Here is a 22,284-nt window from a genome sequence, read left to right on the forward strand (position 1 = left end):
GTGGCAGTGCCGCATCCAGGTCGGGCAATTGCTTGACGACGGCCTTGGCCGCGACATCCGCGGGCTACGTGACTATTTTGCTACCGGTGGAAGCTACCTCGGAATCTGCATGGGCGCATATCTCGCGGGGAGCTCGCGCGAGCTGCTGCCAACGGCGCAAGCGTTACCGGGATATCGGGTGCTACTCGTGGACCAGCGGGGGCACGGTGCGAGTACACGGCTTCCCAATGACTTGTCGCGCGATGCCTTCGTCGGAGACGTCGTCGCAGTGCTCGAGGAGCTCGTCCCTCGGCAGCGCGCGGTGCTCGTCGGGCAGTCGATGGGAGCCCATACCGCGTTCCTCGTCGCGGTGGCACGACCAGACCTGGTCAAATGGCTCGTGATGCTGGAAGGGCATGTGAAAGGCAGCGGTGATCGGGAAGCTTTGATTCGGCGCAGGTCCCAGACCGACAGGATTGATCTCGATGGCGGTAGCCATGACGCGCACCTCGACGCCTTCGACATGTGGATCGACGCGCTCAGTCGCTGGCTGGACCGCCAGCGAACCGATGCCACGCACGACCACGGGCGCTGATGGTTCCCAGCCGGAGCTCGGTCGAGTTCCGCGTTAACGTGTGAGTCCCTGCCCCTGAGGGCTTCTCGACGATGGCCGACTCAGTCCTCATCGTGTCGCGTGTACCCGTAGGTGTCGGTCTGAGTCTCGTTGATCCAGATCTCAGCCTCCTGGCGGGGATCGTCCGGATGCTCCACGTGCAGGGTCCGGCCGTAGGCCTCATCCACCAGGGCCACGCGGAACCCGGCCCCTTCCAGCGGCTCCTTCAAGGCCTCCACATCCGCGGCCTCAAAGGCTATCACCGTGGACTCCTCCCGGCCGATATGCACACCCACGATCCCGTCGCCGACCAGATCTGCCCAGTCGCCGCTGTCCGAGGTTAGCCGCCTCTGCAGCCCCTGGCCCGCGAGCATCTGCGCGGTCTTCTCGACCTGCGGTGTGCACAGCAGCGGGGCCACCTGCACGGCACCGCTTTTCACCGGTAGCTCGCCTCGGACCTCTTCGAGGCCGAACTCCACGCCGGGGGAGTCTCCGGAGGTGACCGAGAGCCGACCGCCGGCGAACTCGGCCAGGTGAGTGCCGTCGTCGTGAGTGGACACCGAGGCGCCGAGCGCCTTCAGCAGTGCGATCCACCGCTCCGGGTTCGGGGTGGTGATGACGGGGTGCACGATCATGACTGCTCCTTCTGCAGGTACTCGGTCAGTGCCTTCTCGACGAGCGCGGACAGGCTGGTGTTCTCATCTACGGCGCGGTGCTTCACCTGTGTGACGAGCTCGCGCGGCAGATAGACGTTGAACTGGGACTTCTCGGTCATGGATAGGATGCTAGCACACTAGGTTTTGGGGTGGGCGCTGCACTGAAGTGGCGCCTCGGCTGCTGGGCTAACGCTCGCCACGGGGTCGCAGGCTCTTCGGACCCGCGACGCCATCCTCGTGGTGCCCGGCCACCGAGGTCCGGTCCGAACCATGCTCGGTGGGAGTGCTGTTGGAGTGGGGAAGGGTTACGCCTGGTTTAGTAAATAGGATGTGGTGCATGAGCTACAGGAATGTCCACATCAGCTCTGCTGCGGCGCTTGTCCTGAGTCTGTTAGGGACGGCGTTCTTTGCCATGGGGCGGATTATGTTCGGGGCGGGCGGCTGGATGGTGCTCTTCTCACTTCCAGTAGGGCTAATCGTTGCAGTTTCGCTTATTGGTCTGTGGTGTATCCCCGTGCGCAGCGTAAAGGAAAGGCCGTATAAGACCTTCGGGTGGCGCGAGTCCTGGGCCTTCATCGCGATGACCGTGTTTCTCTTCCTTGCTGGATTCTTCATCGTTGATGGCGGTGACACCCAGGAGAGCGTGAAATCCGCCTTCACTGTGTTTGTGGGGCGGGAGGCGCTAGAGCTTTCCTCAATATTGTTTTTGCTGTGTGGCCTTGGGGTGATTGTGTCCTACATCGTGGGCGTTGTTGTCGCGGTGATAGGACGCAGGGATGCCGCTAAAGAACGGACGTCGCTTTCTGGGTCTGCCGATTAACGCTGCTTGGCGTGGATTCGCTACGTGCGGTCTGGTGAAGCGTACTCGCTATGCTGTTGAGCATTCAATTAGGAGGATCGTGAAGCGCTTTGGATTCCTGAGTTTTGGTCATCACGGTCCGGAAGGTGACTCGTTTGACGCTCGAGCGTCGTTGCACAGCGCCATTGAGTTGTCCGTCGCCGCCGATGAGCTGGGTGTCAACGGCGCCTACTTCCGCGTGCACCACTTCGCCAGGCAGGCGGCCTCGCCGATGCCACTGCTCTCGGCGATCGCGGCGCGCACCACGCACATCGAGGTCGGCACCGGCGTGATCGACCTGCGCTACGAGAATCCGCTCTACTTGGCCGAGGAGGCTGCCGCACTCGATCTCATCGCCGACGGCCGCGTCGCCCTGGGCGTGAGTCGCGGGTCGCCGGAGCCCGCCGATCGTGGTTGGGAGGCATTCGGCTACACCGGCTCGACCGACCCGCGCGGGGCGGACATTGCGCGCGAGAAGTTCCCGCTGTTCATGGCGGCGATCCGCGGCGAGAAGGTGGTCGATGCCGATCCGAAGCAGTTCCCCGTCGGTAGCCGGCTCGGCATCCAGCCGCATTCGCCGGGCTTGGATCGTCGCATCTGGTGGGGTGCCGGAAGCCGGGACACCGCCGTGTGGAGTGCGCAGCAGGGGGTCAACCTCATGAGCTCGACGCTGCTTACCGAGGCGACCGGCGCGAGCCTGGGCGACCTGCAGGCTGAGCAGATCCAGCAGTACCGCGACGCTTGGGCCGAGGCCGGGCACGGGTGGGAGCCGCGCGTGTCGGTCAGCCGTTCGGTGTTCCCGATCGTGAGCGACCTTGACCGTCGTTACTTCGGCAGGGGCGGCCAAGGCCGTGACCAGGTGGGTGTCATTGACGGCTACACGTCGACGTTTGGCCGTACCTACGCGGACGAGCCGGACAAGCTCGTCGAACAGTTGCGGGCGGACGCAGCGGTGATGTCGGCGGACACACTCATGTTGACGATTCCCAACCAGGTCGGCACCCAGTACAACCTGCACGTGCTCGAATCGTTCGCGAAGTACGTTGCGCCCGAACTCGGCTGGGAGCCGGCGAACGCGTCGTCGAATCCTTGACGCCGCCCGCGTTTGACCTCCTCGATGGTCGCCTCGTGGACGTCTTCAGTCAGCTCCGCGACTTGGCTGTGCCAAAGTCTGCGGCCAGCGCCCGGGCCTTCTTCAACGCCGCGGACGAACCCTTCTTAGCTGCCAGCACGCCGATTCCGTCCCACGCGTCAGCCGGGACGTAACCTCGGCGGGTGGCTTCGAGCAGGAACTCGGCGTGCAGCGTCACAACGTCGAGGACACGGTTCACCCACTTCGGTACCGCCTCCTGGTTCGCGGCGAACCGCAGGGGTTCGCTCAACGTTGGCCACAGGAACGGCAGCAGTTCAGGCTGCTTCTCCAGGATGTACACCACTCGCGCCGGGCTCCACACCTCGTGGTACGTCAGCAAACCGATCGTGGCGGCTTTTACTGCTGCGGAGCCGTAGGCCCCTTTCTCGGCCAATTCTTGCAGTCGTTCCGCCGGCCATTCCCGCTTCTGGTGTGCGTCGTCGGCGCGCACCGCCAGGTAAGCGATCAATACCGCAACCAGCGCGTCGGAAAGCTCGGGTGTAGCCCCGCTCTGTCGGTTCTTCGTGCCCACGCTCCGGTTCTTGAAATCGTTGGTCACCCAGGCTTTGCCGTCCCAGTGCAGCCAGCATTTCGTGCCTTCCGGCTCGTCCTGGCTCACGCGCTTGGCAATGGGCTGCCTCTTCTCCGCGATGTCGTGGAACAGTCTGGTCGGGCTTTCAATTTCGAATACGGACGCCGGGTAGCTGGGAACAACCATGTCGAGTTGCAGGTGGGGCTGCTTTGTGTTCGAACTCGACTCGCGCAGCGAGTACGTCGCCCCATCTGGGATGTTCGGTTTGGTCCCGGCCGTCGCCGGCCAGATCCGTTCGAACCGCGCTACGTCGAACGTAGGCGTAGCAGGCTGCGGAGGTTCCACCTGCCGGTCGGGCAATTGCTCGACGACGGCCTTGGCAGCGACAACCGCCTTCGACGACCCGCTCCGAGCCGCCAACGCACGTACCCCCGGCACCTCCAACGCTGACGCCGGTGCAACACCCGAGGTGACCGCAGCCAGCACCTCGCCAACATAGTCTTGCATCGCCTGCGCTGCCTCGGCGGTGCCTGCCAACATCCGCGGGGCTTTGAGAGAGGCGAAGAGCACGTCGTCCAACACCGGCCAGACAACCGACAACATGCCACGATCCGCTGCGTCGCGCAACGACTCAACAAATGATGCGATGTTGCTCAGCTGAGCATCCCAGTCGAGGTAGTCGATGTCAGCAACGCCGGGCACTAAAAGCCCGCGCTCCCAGGCTTCTTGTAGCGCTAACGCTGACTCGGTGGCATACTGCGGGCGTCCGTGACGTTGCACGGCCAGCAAATTCACCGCCCCGCCCGGCCCAAGCGGCTTGGCGCTGTGAGCTAACTGCCGAGCCATGACCGATGCATAGTCCGGGTAGAGTCGTCGATCAAGGTCGATATTCAGGGCATCACCCCAGTTGGGGAATACCCCGAAGCAGTTCTTGATCCGGTTATTGACGATCATATTGCAGTCCAACCCAACCAACGACTTGGGCCAGGCCAAGTTGCCATTGCGGTCTGACAAGGCAAAAGGCGCCTCCATATCGACGAATGGTCTCTTCAGGTAGGACATGATTACTTGGGCTGTGTTTCGAAGTAGCAGCCTGCCGTTTGCCAGCTTCACCGGAACCTCGGGCAGGCTGGCTTTAGCGTCCGCCTTCGTCACGTCGAGGCGAGCCAGCGCCATAACCAGGTCAGCCTGCAGCACCGGGACGTTTGCGGCGGCGTACTTTTCCAAGGACGCAACCAGATCGTCGAACTCGACACTCAGATCAACCCGCGATGGTTGCGATAACAGACAGGGGATCTGCCCGAGGTGGTCAAACGTGCTTTCAACACGCATGTACCACAAGAAACTTCCCGCTTGCCAACGGGGACGCGCCGGGTCCCCCGCCAACCAGTTACGGACGACCTGTGCCCAGAGCGCCGACGAGATCCCACTGAGCGCCCTTCGGGTGTCGTCCAGGCTGTGGTTAGCCAGTGCGACCGCCAGCGCCAGGAATCGTTCTGCGTCCAAGTCGAGCACAGCAATGTCACCGCGAGATGTCAACACTCGAAGCGCTTCGGTCAACGCCTCCGGGGTGACCTCACCCAGCTCAAACCTCGGGACGCTCCACAGCTCTGGAGTTGGCTGCCACAGCCCGGTGACCTCGGGCTCTTCGCTTGCGACCGCGGGGGTCACGTTCCAATTCGCCAGCACCGCCTCGGCCAGCTTCGCCGTGGCTTTGTCGCGGGACTGGGCAAGTTCACTCAGTCTGTCGTATAGCAGTTCTGCACTCGCCTGCCCCGGAAAGTCGCGCTGCTTCAAAGCAGTCAACACTTGTCGCACTGCCTTCTGTGTCTTCACGTACAGGCAAGCCAGAGCCACTTCTCCCACCAGGTCGTCGGCTACGTTCGCGATCAGTCGAGGGCCGAAGCTCTCGACGATCGGCCCTTCGCCGTGACTCAGGACGGGGATCAGCGCATCGACGCGGGTCACCAGTTCATCGTCGGTCACCGCGATGTCGTTCACGATCAACGACGTGAGTGCTTTACGATCACCAGGACGCACCGCCGCATCCAAAGACGCAAAGAGCTGCTCCATCCCCGCGCTGCGCTCGATTAGCCCTGCTTTGACCGCAGCGGAAAGAAGCTTGCCCAAAGGCCCCGTCATGGGTACACCTGAATGCAGTGCTGCCCGCCAGTGCTCGTCAAATGAAGGGCGCAGTTCTTCAAAGGTCGGGAGCGCATGTTTTTCAGGCCATGGGATTTCGGCGACGTCACCGGTAAGCGCCGCAAGCGCCACCACTGCCCAGTCTTTGAGGTAGTCGATTTTTTCTGGGACGGCTAGCCCGAGGTCGCACACCAACCGGACGGCCGCCTCCCCATGGGCGGACAGGGAGTGCTCAGACGCCCTCAGGAGCGGCAGGCACACTTCATCAATGAACTCGGCGGCGTAAGCCTCGCCGCGTTGGGCGACACACCTGGCCAAAACAACATCGTCGGCATGCTGCAGCAGCCACAATGCCCTGTGCGGGATCACACCGAGCCGCAACTCAAACAGCGCCAGCATGGTTTCATCGACGTCCACCGCGCTGATCCAGCCGTAAGTGTCCGGCCCGACCTTCCCGTACTCGCCCCAGTCGCCGGTTCTCAGACCGGCTAAGGCCACCTTCTGTTGTTCTTTCGTGCCGAGCGGCAGCGTTGGCGCATCGGCAACATCAGCCGTGTCCCAACCTAATTCACGGAAGATTTCAACGGCCTCATTCAGCCTCGGATTCACTGCCGTTCGAGTCCCTGTCGTTCGGTGGGGCTGGTCGCTTCTTTTGCCTACGCATTCACTGACTGCTGGTTCGTCGCCGATTGGCTGCGGGTCAGCATAACTGCGAGAACGTGCTTGCACGGCCCACGGTCGCCGCCGTGTGAGAGGTACCAGGTGCAGCTGCAGGTGGCGCCCTTCTCTGGGATGGCAGCATCGGAGCCGAGCCGCACGCCATATTCGGCGTCGCCTGATGTGACGATCCAGGCATCCGAACCGGCGTTCCGCACGGCGCCGGCGGACACGAGCTTCTGCGCTGCAGTCAACCGTGGGTTGTCCTTTTCGACCCGTTCGGGCGAGTCAGGCAGTTCGCGATGGAAGTAGGCCTGGTCGTTGACGTCCCAACCCACACGGCCCGAGGCCGCGAGCAGCGCCAGCGCGGACTTTACCCGGGCCTCGGGTAGCGCGGTGTCATTGGAAAGGCGGTGCACATCGATAACCGGCTCAAAGGCCAACATGGCGCTCACCAAGTTGGCGTCCTCCGTGACGTTCGGTTCTGCCAGCGAGGCCAGTAGGGAGCCTTCGCCGGAGTAGCCGCGCCATTCCTTATCGGTGAGCCCGAGGGTGAGCCGGGCGTCCGGAAGCAGCAGAGTGATCATCGCGCCAACGATGTGCTCGTCGGCGGGACCGTGGACAATGAGTCCTTGCACGTGCGGCATCAGCCGTTTCAGTGCGCTCAGCCGCTGCAGACCACTGACCAGTACCGCCCCTGGCGTCGCCACCGCACTGGCGTTGACCGCGCCGCGAGACGAGGACAGCCAGGCAGAATGCCCGGACGCGCTCGCAGGAGGTAATCCGGCAAGGAACCGGCGCGCACCCGAGGCCGGCACCCGGAACGCCTCGACGAAACCTTGCTGCGACTGCGCCGCGTTGCCCAGCGCGGGCAGCCAGCGTGACGGCATCGTCACGGGACGCTCAACCGTGGACGTCGTCAGCGTCGCCGCCCGCAGACCCTCTGCGCCGACGTCGAGATGCAGGAGTTCATGGCGCGGCAGATTGGACAGCATCGCCCTGGACGCGGGGCCGATGTCGACGTTGGTGGTGCCGCGTCCGATGTCGCCGCCGTCAAGGCCCGAGCCCATCAACTCGAAGCATGCGTAGACGGCGTTGCATCCCGAAAAACACTCGGCTCGCAGTCGATCGCCGTGTGCGGAAAGGATCGGGTCGCGCTCCGACATCGGAGTGAAGTTGTAATAGCGGGTGGCGGTGATGTCGGCCAGTGTCACGAGCCCGCGGGCGAGCACCTGCGGGTGGGTTGCGAAGCCGTGGAAAAAACTGGGGGATGCGTTGAGTCCATCAGGATCCAGCCCGGGCGCGAGTGCGAGCCTGAGCCGGTTGTCCACGAGAGTGGTTTCTGCGGAGAAGATCCTTTCCATCTACGCCTCCAAGCCGGTGCCTTTCGTCGCTAGCAAGCCGTATTTGACGCTCAGCCTACTTGACCTCGCGTGGGTTGCCGGAGGGTGGCAAGGAGACCGCTTAGCGGTGAGGTATGTGGAGCGGCGTGCTGTTGTGTCCGGCATCTGAGTATTGATAATTGTCGCCAGGGGACAGGGGCTTCGAGTAGCCTGGGCGTGTGGCTTTTCCTGTTGATGAATCACGCATCCTCGCTGCTGAGGAAGCATTGGGGCGCACCTTCCCGGACGTTTTGCGTCAGCGCCTGATGTCAGAGAACGGCGGTGAAATCGACGACGCCGAGGAGGGATACTGGTTCCTCTACCCGGTGTATGACGATTCCGACCGGCGCCGGCTTGGCCGCTCGGCGAATCACGTGGTGAAAGAAACCGAAACGTGGCGCACCCAGGCCGACGGATTCCCGCAGGATGCCGTTGCTGTCGCCGAGGACCAGGAAGGCAACGCTATCGTTCTGCTGCCCGGCGACGACCGCTTCTATGTTTGGGACCACGAGCTGCGGGAAACGGAACCAATCGAGCTGCTTTTTGACGAGTGATGCTCGTCGGCCCTAGCCCTGGCGCCTGGTGCTTCGATTTTTTGGTGAGCAAAGCTCCCGCTATTGAGCATCCGCTCAGCTGAAGTGCACAAAAACGCGCACCTGTTCGCTGAGATCGCCGAGGTCGCGGGTTTCGGTGAAGCCCATGGCTTCGTAAAACGACCGCGTGGCCTGCCCGCAGTCGGTCATGAGCACTTTTTGGCGCACCTTGGCGTAGGGCTCGAATGCGCGTGAAAATAGCTCGCGGCCAATCCCGCGGCGATGGTGGCTCGGTCGCACGAGGATGTCCTGCAAATAGGCGATCGTGAGCCCATCGCCGACGATGCGGGCAAGCCCCACGAGTTCGCGGCCAGCTCGCGCGGTGACGACCCGAAGCGAGGCGCCAATTGCTGCTTCGAGTCGTTCGGGGGTGCGGGTGTAGACCGTCCAACCGACGGAATCGTAGAGCGAAACCAGTTCTTCTCGCGTGGGCACGTCATCGTGCATGTAAGTCACGAGTTCCATGTCCGCGAGCCTAATGCAGAAATCAATGAAGACCCCGGCTGGTCGCACACACGGGAACTTTTAGAGTCTTAGCTCTGCACAGCGGCTCAGACGGCGTCGCCCCTGCTGATGCCCTCAGTTCCAACGCCGTTCGCAGTGATTGCATGTGTGCAATCGTTTCTGGAGGTGGGCACTATGGCATCGATTGTCGTCAGGGGTCTTGACGAGTCGGTCAAGGCTCGGCTTGCTGCTCAGGCAAAAAAGCGTGGGCGCTCCATGGAAGCTGAAGTTCGAGAGATTCTGACCCGGGCTGCGACGCAGCCGAACATTGGTTTGGCGCTGTTGCGTGCAGGCCAGTCGGTTGGTGGGGTTGAGGAGCTGCCGGTTACTGAGCGATCCGACCGCGCCCGCGCAGTGGAGTTCTCGTGATTGTCCTCGACGCCAGCGTGGTCTCAGAGGTGCTCCGACCTCATCCAAGTGCCCAGGTCGTAGCTTGGCTGGAATCGGTAACCGATGACGTGGCCATCACTGCCATCACTCTTGCGGAGCTGCTGGCCGGACTGCGCCGGCTCCCGAGTGGCAAACGCAAGGCTGTCCTCACTGAACAGGTCGAAGGTGTCCTGCGGCTGTATCGCGATACGGATGCGATCCTCGCCTTTGATGACTTGGCGGCATCGCACTATGCCAGCATCTTTGCCGAACGAGGATCTGCCGGGCTGCCGATTTCGATGAGAGATGCGCAAGTAGCAGCGATCTGTCGCGCCCGAGGCGCAGTCTGTGCGACTCGTAATATCAAGGATTTTCTGGGAACTGGTGTCTCGCTAGTTGACCCCTGGACAGGGGCTTCGCATCCCGCTTCCTAGTCGACACGACTGCACCTGACGAGGAACTACAACTAGGTGTGGTTGGTCATGATTGCAGTGCATGTGAAAAGCGGGTTGCATGATTCGTATGTCCAGCCCGCTGGGGATCCGCGCCGCGTTCGTATCTGATCGAGGGCCCACGATAGATCGTCCAGCGTCCACATCATGACTTCAGACTGCAACTCACACTTCAAATTTTGGAGTCTGAGTTGCAGTCTGCGTCCTGGTTGGGGGCCTAGGGTCACACTCCGCTCCCGGCAGCCTGAGCATCGGATGACTCCAATGAAGGTCACCGCGAGGCCGGTGAGAGTCTCTCGCCCAGACTGCAAATGGCCTGGTGGCGCGTCCGTTGCACGACACACTCGCTGCTGCGCTCAAATATGAAGTGCAGCGCGGTGGCCCGAAGCAAGCCGGGCTCAGTGACAGCAAAGAGCGTGAGATTCGGGTCAGTCTCGTTTCATCCCGTGGTTAGGGTCTAGAGGTGCAGTCCACGGGGCTTGCCCCCTGCCGACGTACTGCCGGTGCTTGTTTGTGCGGCCTGAGTAGGCCGTGGCATTCTGATGTGATGAATTTGACGCTCAGGCCGATGGTGCCCGCCGATCTTGATTTCTTGTGGACTTGGATGCACGGCACCCCGGATGCGGAATGGAAGCGCTGGGATGGCCCCTATTTTGAGGCATCCGCAAGCCCCAGCAGGGATGAGTTCGACCGGCAAGAATCGGCCAGTTTCGAAAGTCAAGACCGTCGCATCATCGAGGTTGACGGTGAGCCTGTTGGTGTGGTCACGCGTTTCGAAGAGGCACCTGCTGGCGGCGGTTGGTGGGAGATCGGCATTACCATTTTCGATCCGCGCTGGTGGGGTAGGGGAGTCGGTCGGACGGCGCTGACACAGTGGCTGGCGGCGACGTTCGATGAGACGGATGCGCATGTTGTCACGTTGCAGACGTGGTCGGGTAATGAGCGGATGATCGCGTCGGCGAAGCGCTGCGGTTTTGTTGAGTGTGGCCGGGTTCCTGAGGCACGCGCCTGGGATGGTCGCCGCTGGGATAGCGTCAAAATGTGTGCGTTGCGGCCGCAACCTTCCCACTGACAGCACCGTCGAGATTCGCGTGTCGCAAGAGAGGACGCGCGCATGCTCGAAACAGATTCCGAACACGAGTGAGCTTCGGAATAACGCCCTCTTGAGCTGCTTGCGTGCTCGCGCGGCGAGCTCAACGCGGTAGCTGCCGGACCGGGGTGACATTAGTCGAGCTCGGCGAACACTTCGTCGATGCTGAAGCGTTCGCCGGAGTCGCGTGCGATTGCTTCGCGTAGTTCTTGGAGGTCGTAGGAATCTTCGATCTTTTCCAGGATGGCGGTGCGAGCGAAATCAGAGATCGTGACGCCCTCGAACTGTGCGAATTTGCGCACGAGCGCAGCGTCTTCTTCGCTCATGCGCACTGTCACTGTGCTCATCGTTTCTCCGTTTCACCGCGCTGAATACAAGGTATTCACGGTCGTGGGCTGCCGGCAAGCGCCCCTCCCCCGGGCCAGCCAATTTCGGTAGCGTACCGGCATGGCAACGATTCTCGTGACCGCATTTGAACCCTTCGGTGGCGAAGACCGAAACCCAGCGCTCGACGCAATGCGGGCCCTGCCCGAAACTATCGCCGGCGCCCGCATCGCCACCTGCGTCGTGCCAACCGAGTTCAACCGGTCCATCCGGGTAGTCACCGAAGCCATCGAAAAAACACAGCCGGCCGCCGTGCTCGCGATCGGTCAGGCAGGCGGGCGGGCAGCGGTAACCCCAGAACGTGTCGCCATCAACCTTGATGATGCGCGCATCCCCGACAATGCTGGAGCGCAACCGCTCGATCAGCCGATCGTTGCCGAGGGGCCCGCCGCATATTTTTCGACCCTGCCGGTCAAAGCGATGGTGCAGGCAATCCGCGCTGCGGGCGTTCCCGCCGAACTTTCACACACCGCGGGCACCTACGTGTGTAACCACCTCATGTACGGCATCCTCCACCACCTTCGTGATTCGCACACGCGCGGCGGATTTGTGCATGTGCCATATGCATCCGAGCAGGTTGTCGGTCGCGCGGATACCCCGTCGCTACCGCTTGACAGCATCGTTACCGCACTCACTGCGGCAATCGAGGCGATTGTCAAAAACGACGAAGATATTGCGCTTGTCGCCGGCACCACGCATTAGGGCTGGGCGTTGCCAGGCGCCAGCTGCACCGAAATGCAACCGGCGCCGAAAGCGCAACCGGGGTTATTCGACGGCGAGCTCTGCCATCGGGCCCCAGCCCTCATCACCCTCGACCTGGCGCGAGATAATCTGCGGGGTTGCGGCGAGATACTGCGGAAACTCCTGCTGCATCTGGCGGAAATGCTCTGACTGCACGTGCGGTGCGGCACCGTCATCATCGAACGCCTCGATGAGCACGAACGTCGAAGGTTCTTCCAGGCTGCGCGACCACTCAAACCAGCGGTTGCCGGGTTCTGCCCGGGTCGCCTCGGTGAAGGGGCGGATGATCTCGGGCCAGCGGTCAACAAACTCGGGCTTGACGTTGAATTTCACGTTGATGATGATCATGGAACTGTCCTTTCACGAAGCGTGTGCTGAGCGTAACCCGCGCCGCTGATGATCGCACTCATGGCAGCTGCAAATCGATGCGCATCCCGGCCCATTTTTCGATCAACCAGCGGTCGTGAGTGGCGACCACCAGAGTTCCGTTCCACTCGAAGAAGGCAGCTTCCAGCGCCTCGATAGTGTCGAGATCGAGATAGTTGGTTGGTTCATCGACGATGAGTATCTCTGGTTGTTGCGAGATCGCAACGGCGAGTTGGGCGCGGCGCTGATTCCCCTCCGAAAGGCTGGAGATCGGGGTGTTCCACATTGACGGATGCAGTACGCCTGCCCCAAGCTCACCGATTCCGTTTCGCCACACGGTGCGGCCGAAGCCTACGTCGCCCAGCTGCGGGAGCCGCTGTGGCACAGCCGCCAGATGCCCGGCCACAGTGAGTGTGCCACTGGCTTCGCCGGGGGCTGTGCCCTGCGCCAGCCACGTGAGTAGGGTCGATTTCCCCGAACCGTTCGTGCCAGTCACGAGCAGGCTCTCACCGTGCGCCAGGTCGAATGTCGTCGAAGACAATCTGCCGCGCACTTCGGCAGCTCGCGCCATCACCGCCAGCCCGGTTCGGGATCTTACGGCATGCAGTGAGAGTTGAAGTTCGTACTCTCGGGGCCGCCTCACCTCGTGTGCCTCGAGTTCGCGGAGCCGGTGATCATCGCTGCGGGTGCGGCGAGTGGCGGTGGCCGCCGCTCGATCGGCGAAGAACTTGCGTGCCATGCCCTGGGCTTCCGCAAGTCGCACCCCACCGTGGGCGATTGACGAGCTCTCGCGACGGTGCAACTTCAGGTTTCGTTTTGTGGTCTGCTGTTCGCCGTGCAGCTGTTGGTGGGTGGCTCGGGCATGCTGTTTCGCGACCAAATAGTCGCTGTAAGTCCCCGAGCATCGATATATCCCGTGGAGCGCACCGGTGCCCGTCGCGGTCGCGATGGCCTGCCAGGGTGCGATATCGAGGTCGTAGATGACGGTCGCCACCGCGTCGACGAACTTGCGGTCATGGCTCGCCATTAACAGCGGGCCAGGATGCGCCAGGAGCAGTTCGGTGAGGAACTCGACGGCTTCCTGGTCGAGATGGTTTGTCGGTTCGTCGAGGATCAGCACCTCGGGATTCGCGAGCAGTGTTGCGGCAAGCTCGAGGCGTCCAACCTGGCCGGGAGAGAGCGTTGACAGTGAGCGGTTCTGCCCGTCCCCGGTGAGCTGGTCGATACCGAGCCCAGCAAGGGTCTCATTGATGCGTGCATCCAGCGACCAAATATCGTGCGTGGTCATCGCGGCAAGAAGAGCATCATACTCAACCGCAAGCTGTGGCGAATCGGTTGTCTCGGCGAGTGCGGCAGTTACCGTGGAGAATCGCGACTCGATTTTGCGCAGATTATGCAGAGCGATATCGAGATAGCTGCCGACAGTCTGGTTGCTATTGACCGGTGGCGAGAGTGTCGCGAGCTGAGTCCCTCGAATTTGGACGCTGCCCGACTCTGGATCGAGTGTGCCGCGCACGAGATCGAGCAGGGTTGATTTGCCGCAGCCGTTTGGGCCGATGAGACAGGCACGTTCACCGTCGTCGACGCTGAACGTAATGCTTTCAAGTAGCGGTGCAGAAGTGTGGGAAAAACACAGGTCGTTGATTTCGATGGCAGACAACATGATCTCCAGATGTGTCGAGCAGATACGACGTCTCGGCACGGCCGAGTAGAGATCACAGGCTCATCGGAACAGCACATCCTTGGTGTTGAATAACAACGAACTCATGCGACCCTAGCATGTTCGCGGTTTCAACAACGACCTACAGACTCGAGGAAAACGAAGCAGCAGCCATGACAATCCAGCCCTCGCCGAAGGTATTGCCAGCGGCAGACCCGCAGGTGGCGCAGCTGTGCGCTCGCGGCTGGAGGATCACCGAAGAATCGTTTGGTGCCGAGCTGCGGATCACCCCCGGGGTGCGGCAGCAACTTGCGCGCATCGACACACCAGATCTCTGCACCCGGCCGCTTGTCGCCGACGATATGTCGTGCGTCCTGGACCTCGACGCACTGACGCTCGGCGACTATCCGGGTGGTGTTGCCACTGCGCACGCGCCACTCACTCGAAAAACCGCCTGCCCGACGCCGACCCGGCGAGCCTGGGGCGCTTTTCGCGACAGTGAACTTGTGGCGATGACGTGGTTCGACATGGATGCATCGGGCACTTTCGCCGAGATCGACTTCACCGTCGTTGCGCCGCGTTGGCGCGGTCGGGGAGTTGCTACCGCTCTCAAAGCTGCTGCCATTGTTGCGCTCGCAAATGCCGGCGTCGAGCGGGTGCGTACGGGCGGATCGATGCGCAACACCGCAATCATTCGCACTAATGAAGCGCTCGGGTTCGTGATCGACGAGCACTGGGTGACACTTGAGGAGTGAAATGACTAGCCAGAACCGCTCTCGCTGAGTGAGAGCGAACGGCACCTTCGGGCCGGGTCGTCGCGATCACATCCACATCTGGCACATTGCGCTCGAACGAAATGCCCAGCTCGGCTTTGGCGATAACAATGTTGACGCCGCCATCCTGTTAGCACCGGGCTCACAGCGCGCCCAACTAGCGTCGGTGAGATGAAGATTGTCAGCGCACGAGTACGTGACGAGGATGCTCCCGCAGGAGCCCGAATTCTTGTCGATCGGTTGTGGCCGCGCGGTGTCAGCAAAGCACGCGCGAGGATTGATTACTGGGCCAAAAGCTTGACCCCGTCAACGGAGTTGCGGCGCTGGTTTCACGCCGATCGGGATGCGCGATACGAAGAGTTCGCGGCCCGCTACCGAGCCGAGCTCGACGATGTCGACACTTCCGAAGACATCAGCGCAATCCGAAAACTCGCCGCTGACACGCAAATCGTGTTGCTCACCGACGCCAAACAACCGGACGAGAGCCATATGCCGATTCTGTCGGAATGGCTGCGGGAACAGCTAGATACCTAGCACCGCCTTGGCGATGAGGAAATACACAATCAGGCCCGATGCATCCACCAGCGTGGTGATGAACGGGTTGGCGAATACCGCCGGGTCGATGCCGAGCTTCTTAGCCACCATCGGCATTCCGCCGCCGACCGTGGCCGCTAGCGTGCAGATCGCGGTGAGGGTGAGCCCGATCACCGCGCCCACATCCCAGCCATAGAACAGCCCGGCGATGGCAAAACCGAGGGTGCCGAGTAGAACTCCAAGAAGCGCGCCCACCCGCACTTCACGCAGCAGCACCTTGCCAACGTCTCGATTGTGCACATCGCCCACGGCGAGGGCACGGGTTACTGTGGTGGCGGCCTGATTACCGGTGTTCCCACCCGTGCCGATCAGCAGCGGCACAAACATCGAGAGCACCACCATCTGCGAAATCGTGTCTTCAAACGCCTGCAGCACCTGAACGGTGAGGGTCGCGCCCACCGCGAGCACGAGCAACCACACCACCCGCGATCGCACAATTTCCACAATCGGGGTGGCGAGGTAGGGGCGACGCAGCGGCTCGGCACCACCCATGCGGGCCTGGTCTTCGGCGTTGGCGTCTTCGAGAATTTGCAGCGCATCGTCGACGGTGAGGAGCCCCACCAGGCGGTGCTCGCGGTCGACAATCGGCAGCGCCAGGTGTTTGCGGTCGGCGCAGCGTCGAGCGGCTGCTTCGGCCGACTCGTGAGCAACCGCGAGGTCGGCTGGCTGCATGAGATTTTCCAGCAGCTCATTGGCCGGTGCGCGCATGAGATCGCGCAGGCTGAGCACCCCCGCCAGGCGACGATCAGATTCGACAACCGGCAGCGTATAGATGGATTCGGCATTGTCGAGGTGCTTTGTCACCGCTTCGAGTGCCGCCTGGACGGTCATATTTGGGTGGAGCGTAATCAGCTCGGGGCTCATCCGGCGGCCGATCGATCCCTCGGGATAGCCGAGCACGATACCGGTGAGCTCGCGCTCATCCTCCGATAGTCCCGCCAGCAGCCGCGTTGCCACCGATGCGGGCAGCTCGTCGAGCAGCTCTGCCCGGTCGTCGGGGTCCATCTCTTCAAACACCGCGGTGACTTCGGGGGCGAGTAGCCCGCCGAGCAGGTCGGCTTTTAGCGTGGCATCGAGGTCGTCGAATGCTTCCACGGCGGTGTCTTTGGGAAGCGTGCGATACAGCAGGGCGCGGTGCTCGCGGTGGAGTCGCCCCATAAGCGCGGATGCGGTCTTGGCGGGGCAGTCGCTCAGCATGGCCGAGAGTTTTGGCACGTCGCCCTCGCGCAGGGCCGCATACAGCTCTTTTTCGTTAATTAGCGTGTGGGGTGTCGAAGACATCGACAACTCCTTTCTGCGCGGGGCCAAGACCCGGTTGGGGCTGAAACTGAACACAGCCAGGCTCGAATATAGCCCGGTCAGTGAACTAATACCGCAGTTTGCGCTGGCTACCGTGAGTTAGTGCTCGGTGCCGCGCATGGTTCGCTCCCAGTGTTTGACGGCTTCGGAGGTGCGGGCCACGCTATAGGCATAGATGAGTTCGGCGGCCGCCGGATGCGACTCGCGCAATTGGGTAACGATGGCGAGCCACTCGGCGGCATCTGCGGTGGCGCGAAACACATCCTGCATTTCTCGCACCGAGACCTGACTGTCGCGCGTGGCCGAGCGCATGGTCTGGGTGGTGGTGTCTTGGATATCGAAATTGGTTTCGGCAATAACCGCGACGCGCGCATCCACCTCGCCCGGCGTCACCGCGCCATCGGCAACCTGCTGGGCCAGCAGATGCAGTTGCTGCAGGCGTGCCAGTGCGCTGGGGTTACCAATTTTCGCCCGTCTGGCCGCTACCAGGTGCGAGAGCATCGGCACCGATAGCCCGATGGTGCGGGCCACCTGCGACTGGTTGTTCCCCAGATACCGGGTGATGTGCGCGACGATTTCGGCAACGCTTGCGCCGTAGAGTTCCCGCTGCCGCGAGCTGTTTTCCGATTCGATGGGGCCTGTGTTCACACCAAAAGAATACGCTGCAAACACTTGACATGCATCCATCAGTAGCTCAAACTTTCCATGTGTAAACACAAGGAGGGGAAATGAAACATCTGCGAACACTGCTGGCAGCAGCAGCAATTTCAGCGCTGAGCTTCACGCCGACACTCGCGGTCGGTGCTGCGTCAGCCGCGCCACCCGCGCCACAAATCGAACAACAGAAGGTGCAAAAGGTGCACCTCGTCATGGACTCGTCGGGTTCAATGGCCGAACCCACCGGCGGCGGCAAAACCCGAATCGACGCGGCAAAAGACGCGCTGAATTCGCTGGTCGACACCGCCCCCGAAGACACCCAGCTGGGTCTGCGCGTATACGGCAGCTCCGCAACCGCCGAAGGCAGCGAAGAGTCGTGCCGCGACTCAAAACTCGTCGTACCGATCGGCACCGGCAACCGGGATGCACTGCGTAAAGAAATCGACAAATACACGCCGGTTGGCTGGACCCCGATTTCGTACGCCCTCGAACAGGCCGGTGAAGATATCGGCAGCCCAGGGGAGAACGAAGAGCACACCATCGTGCTCGTATCAGACGGCGAAGAAACCTGCGTGCCCGACCCCTGCCCGGTTGCCGACAAACTTGCCGCAAAGGGCATCAACCTAAAAATCAATGTGGTCGGCCTGAACGTCGACGGCAAGGCCCGTGAACAGCTGCAGTGCATCGCCGATCACGGTAACGGCACCTACTTCGACGCTGAAAACGCTGACGAACTCGAAAACGCGATCAACGATGCGGCGATGCGCAGCGGCCAGCACTTCGCGCAGGACGGCAAACCCATCACCGGCGGAGACCAGGAGGGAAGCGCACCTGAGGCAAAACCAGACGTTTACACCGACACCCTGCAGGACGGCAAAGACCGCTGGTACCGCATCCCGAAAACAGCCGACGACTCAACCATCTGGGCCGGCGCGCTGATTCAGGCCGAACGTGCCGTCGCGAGCATTAATTCTCTGCAACTGACTTTTGTTGACCCAGCAACGGGCGGAAAGTGTGCCAGCGAAGCCGGCTCGACCGCCGGCATCAGCCCGGTAAGGCTGCACGCCGTGAGCCTCGCCAGCACCGAGTGTGAATCGGCGTCTGAACTGCTGTTGAGCGTCAACCTCGAGCTCGAGAGCGCGAAAGAACTGCCGTTCCGGCTCACGCTGATCGAAGAAGCCCCGGCACTCAACGCCGACAGCCTGCCCGAGCCGGCAGAGGACCCCAAGTGGGAAGAGATGCCGCCCGCCTCGGCAACGGGCGAGGTACAGTACGGCGCCGCCAATTTCGGCGATGCCCCGGTGCTCGAGCCGGGTAGCCACTCGTTGGCGCTCACCGAGGGCGAAGCGCAAATCTACGCGGTTGACCTCGACTGGGGGCAGCGCCTGCAGGTGCAAACCGACCTCAAACTGGGCGACCGCAGCAGCGTCTACTGGAGCACCGAACTGATCTCACCCCTGGGTGTAGAAGCCGCCACCCTCGAAACCGACAGCTACAACTCGTCCAACCAGGGGTCGGTATCGATGAAAGCCACCACGACGGATATTCGCTACAACAACCGCGGCAAGATCGGCGCGGCGGGTGAAAACGCGCTGCCCGGCCGCTACTACATCCTCGTATCGGGTGGCGATCCAGACGCGATCGACACCAAGCAAGAAGAGTGGAAGGGCACGATGCAGATCAACGTTGTTGGCGAGGCCGGCGACGGTGCACCCGAATATGCCGAAATGACCGCGCCAACCACCGACGCGCCCAGCGAGACCTCCGCGGCAGGCGACACCGATAAGCGCGACAAAAAAACTCAGGCAGCCGAAGACGGGCCGAACTGGCCGCTTATCGGCGGGCTGGGCGGCGGTGCCCTGCTGTGCGCGGCAGTTGGTGTGATCGCAATCGTCCTACTGCGGAAAAGGAACGCCGGAATCTAGCGGTCAGCCCGGCAACGAATCGAGAACTACAACAGCGCTACGACCGCGGACGCGGCTGCCAATAGCGTCGCCATCGTGATCGAAACGATTGCGACCACGCGCAGCTTGCGTTCGCGGTCGGTGGTTGTGGATGCATCCGCAGCGGGACCATCGTTGGTCTCGTCATCGGTTGTGGCCGGTGCTGTTGTGTCCGGTTCGGTTGTGGTGAACGCCACGGTTTGCGCATCCGGTGCAGCAAAACGCTTGGTCATTTCGTAGCCGGCCATTTGGGCATCGCCGGCGCGCGTATCCAAACCTGCGGGTGCCGCGCCGCTGTCAAACTGATCAAACACGAACGGCGCGTCTTCCTCACCCTGCCAGGGTGCACTATCGGGAACCAGGCGTTCGGCTGCGAGCCGCTGCAGCACCTCGTGGACGGTGTGCGGGCGCCGCTGCGGATCGGCGTCGGTGAGCCATTCCAAAACCGGCCACAGTCGCGAAACATGCTCTGCCGGGAACTCGCTCGGTCGCATCCCGGTGATCAGCCGCTTACCCACCACCCCGGCCGCGTAAAGATCGTGATGCGGGGCAGGTTCGGCGCCAGCGGCCGCATCCGGGGCAAGATATCCGGGGGTGCCGATGCTCATCCGGGTCTCAGTGAGTCGCGGCTCATCGCGCACCACTGCGATTCCGAAATCAGCCACCCTCAGCACGGGGCGCCCCGATCCGGTCGCCTCGAGCAGCAGGTTCGCGGGCTTGATATCGCGATGCACCACTCCGTGATCGTGAATCTCAGCCAGCGCCAGCAGCAGCTGCTGCAGCAGCACCGCGGCGAACGAATCGGGCAGCGCGCCGTGGTCGCGCACCAGCGTTTCAACCGAACCGCCGCGCACCAAATCCATGCTCAACACCACGATGTCGTCGTCGGCTGCCCAGCCGCTGGGCGCGGCAATATGCGGGTGATGAAAACGCAGCGCCTGCTCGCGCACAAAGCGCAGCAGCATCCCCGCATCGTGAGCGCGCAGCTGTTTAACTGCCACCTCACGGCCGGTCTTGCGGTCGAACGCCCGCCACACCGAACTGGCGCCACCCGAACCGATCTGTTCGCGCAGCTCAAAACGCGAAGCGAGCACGCGCGGCCCGGATGGGCGAGCGTCGGCCGAGTGGGATGCGGCGGGATCGGTGGGAAACATCGGGGGACAGTCTAGATGGCTTTAAAAACGCTGAAATATACACGCCAGGGCCATAAACACTCGCATAACACCTTGGTTTCGCTTCGGCGCCGCTCACGCTCGATAGGGCCGGGTTCAAGCAGACTGGCTATGAGCTCAAATGTCACACCACACCGCAATAAGGATTCGTTCAGTATGACTTCGGCACGCCACCAGGAAGGCCGCACCCGGCGCTCCCGCCGTAACCGCAGCTACGCGATCGCGGCGGTGCTGGCAGTGGTCGCCCTGGTCGCCGGTGGCGTCTACGCGCTATGGAGCGGCAAAATCAGCGGGATTTTTGCGCTCGCGCCAAAGTCAGCTCAAGACACGCTCACTGAGGCCCTCTCCACCGACCCCGCCGCGGTCGTAAAAACCGTGTTCGACCAGATCGGTGCATCCCCGAGCGATGGCGAACTCGCGGCTGCCCGGTCACTGCGCCGCGAACAGGGCGTCGAAGTCGATCTCAACGGCGATGACCGAGGCGACTATCTCGGCATTTATTCGGTGCAGGATGCCGACTCGCGCGACTTTTTTGCGGTGGCGGCACTCACGCAGCCTGAAGGCGACGCGCAGATAACCGGTGGCGCGTTTATTGGCACCGACCTGCAACTGGATGCGCCCAAAGCTAGCGGAGATCAGGTGCGGATCACCGGCGCGGTCACCACCGCAAATTCAGTGGCTGCCGCCGGCGATAACCCCGGCGAAGCGCGGCCGTTCGAAGAAACGATTTTGACCAACGAAGCCGGCGAGCTGCAGGTACAGCTCGAAAAACTCGGCGAGAGCGCCACCGGAATGCCCGCTGATCGCGCCGCCGAGATCGGCCAGGCCCGCGCCGAAAGCCGCACCGATGCGCCCACGTTTCATGCCACCGGCCCGCTGCGATTTGGGCAGCCGGTGGAAATCAGTGTGCACGTGCCCGAAACCCACAGCCTCAGCATCACCAATAAATCGGGCGAACCCATTAGCGATCCCGCGATCACCGTAGTTGACGAGCAGGGGCAGCTACAGCATCCCGATGAGTTTGGTGAAGTGTCGGTGATGGGGGATGCGCGGGTGCGGCTTGGCAGCGACCACGCGCCGGTCACCATGATGGATGTTCTTGTTTCGGTTATTCCCGATCCACTGCCGTCGATGCCGAGCGCGCTCGACAATCTTGCGAGCTACGACGACAGCGGCCGGCCGGTTGTGTACCTGACTTTTGATGATGGCCCGAGCGAGTACACCCCGCAGGTGCTCGAGTTGCTGGCCAAACACAATGCCCACGCGACGTTTTTTATGATCGGCGCGCAGGCTGCCAACCAGCCGGCCATGGTGCAGCGCGTGCGCGATGCCGGGCATACGGTTGGCAACCACAGCTGGTCGCATCCCGATTTCACCGAACTGAACGATAACGAGCTGCGCGCACAGATTACGCAGACCGATGACGCAATTGGCGGTGCGCGATGTGTGCGGCCGCCCTACGGCGCCACAGATGGGCGCGTTCGCGATGTGCTGAGCTCAATGGAAAAATCGCAGGCGCTGTGGACGGTCGATTCTGAAGACTGGAAACGGCTCGGCGTCGACAAAATTGTCGACCGCGTGCTGGGCGATGTGGGTCCCGGCTCGGTGGTGCTCATGCATGACGGCGGTGGTTCGCGCGAGCAGTCGGTGGCCGCGCTCGACAAGATTCTCAATCGGCTCGACTCGGAGGGATACGTGGTGCTGGCACTGCCAAGTTGTTAGCGGTGCTGCCGGTTCGCGCTATCGGTGCCCGGCC

Annotated in this window: 23 protein-coding genes; 12 read left to right on the forward strand and 11 right to left on the reverse strand. The window is 62.4% G+C overall.

Translation table 11 applies throughout. The features are described 5' to 3' along the window. Window positions 1-28 precede the first annotated feature (28 nt). Window positions 29-574, forward strand: coding sequence for an alpha/beta fold hydrolase (locus PV375_RS02755; protein ID WP_230972604.1), 546 nt, complete (start codon window positions 29-31; stop codon window positions 572-574). 80 nt (window positions 575-654) lie between these two features. Here PV375_RS02755 and PV375_RS02760 read toward each other — a convergent pair whose 3' ends face one another. Together PV375_RS02760 and PV375_RS02765 are read right to left on the reverse strand one after the other, a co-directional pair. After that, window positions 655-1,227, reverse strand: coding sequence for a hypothetical protein (locus PV375_RS02760; RefSeq protein WP_201518396.1), 573 nt, complete (start codon window positions 1,225-1,227; stop codon window positions 655-657). Further along, the gene (locus PV375_RS02765; RefSeq protein WP_201518395.1) at window positions 1,224-1,367 is read right to left on the reverse strand and encodes a CopG family transcriptional regulator; all 144 of its coding nucleotides are present in this window, start codon (window positions 1,365-1,367) and stop codon (window positions 1,224-1,226) included. Before PV375_RS02765 ends, PV375_RS02760 begins: the two co-directional genes overlap by 4 nt. Window positions 1,368-1,585: 218 nt before the next feature. On the opposite strand from PV375_RS02765, the gene PV375_RS02770 reads away from it, so the two are divergent. Both PV375_RS02770 and PV375_RS02775 read left to right on the forward strand, forming a co-directional pair. Further along, the gene (locus PV375_RS02770) at window positions 1,586-2,068 is read left to right on the forward strand and encodes a hypothetical protein (RefSeq protein WP_201518394.1); all 483 of its coding nucleotides are present in this window, start codon (window positions 1,586-1,588) and stop codon (window positions 2,066-2,068) included. 79 nt (window positions 2,069-2,147) lie between these two features. Next, window positions 2,148-3,179: an LLM class flavin-dependent oxidoreductase gene (locus PV375_RS02775; protein ID WP_201518393.1), complete on the forward strand. Its 1,032-nt coding sequence runs from the start codon at window positions 2,148-2,150 to the stop codon at window positions 3,177-3,179. Between the two features lie 49 nt (window positions 3,180-3,228). On the opposite strand, the gene PV375_RS02780 is transcribed toward PV375_RS02775, so the two are convergent. Together PV375_RS02780 and PV375_RS02785 are read right to left on the reverse strand one after the other, a co-directional pair. After that, a complete protein-coding gene (locus PV375_RS02780; protein ID WP_332106039.1) occupies window positions 3,229-6,501 on the reverse strand; it encodes a hypothetical protein in 3,273 nt (1,090 codons plus the stop codon). Window positions 6,502-6,548: 47 nt separating this feature from the next. Further along, window positions 6,549-7,913, reverse strand: a complete 1,365-nt coding sequence (locus PV375_RS02785) for an SWIM zinc finger family protein (RefSeq protein ID WP_201518391.1) — start codon at window positions 7,911-7,913, stop codon at window positions 6,549-6,551. A 197-nt stretch (window positions 7,914-8,110) separates the two neighbouring features. Between PV375_RS02785 and PV375_RS02790 the strand changes: the two genes are divergently transcribed. After that, window positions 8,111-8,485: an SMI1/KNR4 family protein gene (locus tag PV375_RS02790; protein ID WP_201518390.1), complete on the forward strand. Its 375-nt coding sequence runs from the start codon at window positions 8,111-8,113 to the stop codon at window positions 8,483-8,485. Window positions 8,486-8,560: 75 nt separating this feature from the next. On the opposite strand, the gene PV375_RS02795 is transcribed toward PV375_RS02790, so the two are convergent. Continuing rightward, on the reverse strand, window positions 8,561-8,989 hold the full coding sequence (locus PV375_RS02795) for a GNAT family N-acetyltransferase (protein ID WP_201518389.1): 429 nt from the start codon (window positions 8,987-8,989) through the stop codon (window positions 8,561-8,563). Between the two features lie 174 nt (window positions 8,990-9,163). Between PV375_RS02795 and PV375_RS02800 the strand changes: the two genes are divergently transcribed. The 3 genes from PV375_RS02800 (at window position 9,164) to PV375_RS02810 (ending at window position 10,921) form a co-directional block, all read left to right on the forward strand. Then, on the forward strand, window positions 9,164-9,397 hold the full coding sequence (locus PV375_RS02800) for a FitA-like ribbon-helix-helix domain-containing protein (RefSeq protein ID WP_201521284.1): 234 nt from the start codon (window positions 9,164-9,166) through the stop codon (window positions 9,395-9,397). Then, window positions 9,394-9,831: a type II toxin-antitoxin system VapC family toxin gene (locus PV375_RS02805; protein ID WP_201518387.1), complete on the forward strand. Its 438-nt coding sequence runs from the start codon at window positions 9,394-9,396 to the stop codon at window positions 9,829-9,831. Before PV375_RS02800 ends, PV375_RS02805 begins: the two co-directional genes overlap by 4 nt. A gap of 565 nt (window positions 9,832-10,396) precedes the next feature. Next, entirely contained in the window at window positions 10,397-10,921 is a 525-nt protein-coding gene (locus PV375_RS02810; protein ID WP_201521282.1) for a GNAT family N-acetyltransferase, read from the forward strand. A 152-nt stretch (window positions 10,922-11,073) separates the two neighbouring features. Here the strand turns inward: PV375_RS02810 and relB are convergent, their stop codons facing one another. Further along, the gene (relB, locus tag PV375_RS02815) at window positions 11,074-11,286 is read right to left on the reverse strand and encodes a type II toxin-antitoxin system RelB family antitoxin (RefSeq protein WP_201518385.1); all 213 of its coding nucleotides are present in this window, start codon (window positions 11,284-11,286) and stop codon (window positions 11,074-11,076) included. A gap of 100 nt (window positions 11,287-11,386) precedes the next feature. Between relB and pcp the strand changes: the two genes are divergently transcribed. Then, a complete protein-coding gene (pcp, locus tag PV375_RS02820) occupies window positions 11,387-12,025 on the forward strand; it encodes a pyroglutamyl-peptidase I (RefSeq protein WP_332106040.1) in 639 nt (212 codons plus the stop codon). Between the two features lie 63 nt (window positions 12,026-12,088). On the opposite strand, the gene PV375_RS02825 is transcribed toward pcp, so the two are convergent. Both PV375_RS02825 and PV375_RS02830 read right to left on the reverse strand, forming a co-directional pair. Continuing rightward, complete coding sequence (locus PV375_RS02825; RefSeq protein ID WP_332106041.1) at window positions 12,089-12,412, reverse strand: putative quinol monooxygenase; 324 nt, start codon at window positions 12,410-12,412, stop codon at window positions 12,089-12,091. Window positions 12,413-12,470: 58 nt separating this feature from the next. After that, entirely contained in the window at window positions 12,471-14,093 is a 1,623-nt protein-coding gene (locus PV375_RS02830; protein WP_332106042.1) for an ABC-F family ATP-binding cassette domain-containing protein, read from the reverse strand. A gap of 170 nt (window positions 14,094-14,263) precedes the next feature. Between PV375_RS02830 and PV375_RS02835 the strand changes: the two genes are divergently transcribed. Then, entirely contained in the window at window positions 14,264-14,845 is a 582-nt protein-coding gene (locus PV375_RS02835) for a GNAT family N-acetyltransferase (RefSeq protein ID WP_332106043.1), read from the forward strand. Between the two features lie 189 nt (window positions 14,846-15,034). Continuing rightward, a complete protein-coding gene (locus tag PV375_RS02840) occupies window positions 15,035-15,397 on the forward strand; it encodes a DUF488 domain-containing protein (RefSeq protein ID WP_332106044.1) in 363 nt (120 codons plus the stop codon). Here PV375_RS02840 and mgtE read toward each other — a convergent pair. Next, window positions 15,386-16,738: a magnesium transporter gene (gene mgtE, locus PV375_RS02845; protein ID WP_332106045.1), complete on the reverse strand. Its 1,353-nt coding sequence runs from the start codon at window positions 16,736-16,738 to the stop codon at window positions 15,386-15,388. The genes PV375_RS02840 and mgtE overlap by 12 nt on opposite strands. A gap of 117 nt (window positions 16,739-16,855) precedes the next feature. Then, window positions 16,856-17,404, reverse strand: a complete 549-nt coding sequence (locus tag PV375_RS02850) for a hypothetical protein (RefSeq protein ID WP_332106046.1) — start codon at window positions 17,402-17,404, stop codon at window positions 16,856-16,858. Between the two features lie 80 nt (window positions 17,405-17,484). Here PV375_RS02850 and PV375_RS02855 point away from each other — a divergent pair, with 80 nt between their 5' ends. Further along, window positions 17,485-19,338, forward strand: a complete 1,854-nt coding sequence (locus PV375_RS02855) for a vWA domain-containing protein (protein WP_332106047.1) — start codon at window positions 17,485-17,487, stop codon at window positions 19,336-19,338. Window positions 19,339-19,364: 26 nt separating this feature from the next. Here PV375_RS02855 and PV375_RS02860 read toward each other — a convergent pair whose 3' ends face one another. Then, entirely contained in the window at window positions 19,365-20,510 is a 1,146-nt protein-coding gene (locus tag PV375_RS02860) for a serine/threonine-protein kinase (RefSeq protein WP_332106048.1), read from the reverse strand. Between the two features lie 129 nt (window positions 20,511-20,639). Here PV375_RS02860 and PV375_RS02865 point away from each other — a divergent pair, with 129 nt between their 5' ends. Further along, complete coding sequence (locus PV375_RS02865; protein ID WP_332106049.1) at window positions 20,640-22,250, forward strand: polysaccharide deacetylase family protein; 1,611 nt, start codon at window positions 20,640-20,642, stop codon at window positions 22,248-22,250. Window positions 22,251-22,284: the final 34 nt, after the last annotated feature.

This window comes from Gulosibacter sp. GYB002 (assembly GCF_036577665.1).
GTDB classification, from domain to species: Bacteria; Actinomycetota; Actinomycetes; order Actinomycetales; family Microbacteriaceae; genus Gulosibacter; species Gulosibacter hominis.

Bases quoted from the DNA above. Each gene is read 5' to 3' on its own strand.
- PV375_RS02840 (WP_332106044.1), top strand. From the start codon at position 15,035: ATGAAGATTGTCAGCGCACGAGTACGTGACGAGGATGCTCCCGCAGGA.
- PV375_RS02860 (WP_332106048.1), bottom strand. From the start codon at position 20,510: ATGTTTCCCACCGATCCCGCCGCATCCCACTCGGCCGACGCTCGCCCA.
- mgtE (WP_332106045.1), bottom strand. From the start codon at position 16,738: ATGTCTTCGACACCCCACACGCTAATTAACGAAAAAGAGCTGTATGCG.
- PV375_RS02760 (WP_201518396.1), bottom strand. From the start codon at position 1,227: ATGATCGTGCACCCCGTCATCACCACCCCGAACCCGGAGCGGTGGATC.
- PV375_RS02765 (WP_201518395.1), bottom strand. From the start codon at position 1,367: ATGACCGAGAAGTCCCAGTTCAACGTCTATCTGCCGCGCGAGCTCGTC.
- PV375_RS02785 (WP_201518391.1), bottom strand. From the start codon at position 7,913: ATGGAAAGGATCTTCTCCGCAGAAACCACTCTCGTGGACAACCGGCTC.
- PV375_RS02835 (WP_332106043.1), top strand. From the start codon at position 14,264: ATGACAATCCAGCCCTCGCCGAAGGTATTGCCAGCGGCAGACCCGCAG.
- PV375_RS02770 (WP_201518394.1), top strand. From the start codon at position 1,586: ATGAGCTACAGGAATGTCCACATCAGCTCTGCTGCGGCGCTTGTCCTG.
- pcp (WP_332106040.1), top strand. From the start codon at position 11,387: ATGGCAACGATTCTCGTGACCGCATTTGAACCCTTCGGTGGCGAAGAC.
- PV375_RS02795 (WP_201518389.1), bottom strand. From the start codon at position 8,989: ATGGAACTCGTGACTTACATGCACGATGACGTGCCCACGCGAGAAGAA.
- PV375_RS02865 (WP_332106049.1), top strand. From the start codon at position 20,640: ATGAGCTCAAATGTCACACCACACCGCAATAAGGATTCGTTCAGTATG.
- PV375_RS02810 (WP_201521282.1), top strand. From the start codon at position 10,397: ATGAATTTGACGCTCAGGCCGATGGTGCCCGCCGATCTTGATTTCTTG.
- PV375_RS02825 (WP_332106041.1), bottom strand. From the start codon at position 12,412: ATGATCATCATCAACGTGAAATTCAACGTCAAGCCCGAGTTTGTTGAC.
- PV375_RS02855 (WP_332106047.1), top strand. From the start codon at position 17,485: ATGAAACATCTGCGAACACTGCTGGCAGCAGCAGCAATTTCAGCGCTG.
- relB (WP_201518385.1), bottom strand. From the start codon at position 11,286: ATGAGCACAGTGACAGTGCGCATGAGCGAAGAAGACGCTGCGCTCGTG.
- PV375_RS02800 (WP_201521284.1), top strand. From the start codon at position 9,164: ATGGCATCGATTGTCGTCAGGGGTCTTGACGAGTCGGTCAAGGCTCGG.
- PV375_RS02830 (WP_332106042.1), bottom strand. From the start codon at position 14,093: ATGTTGTCTGCCATCGAAATCAACGACCTGTGTTTTTCCCACACTTCT.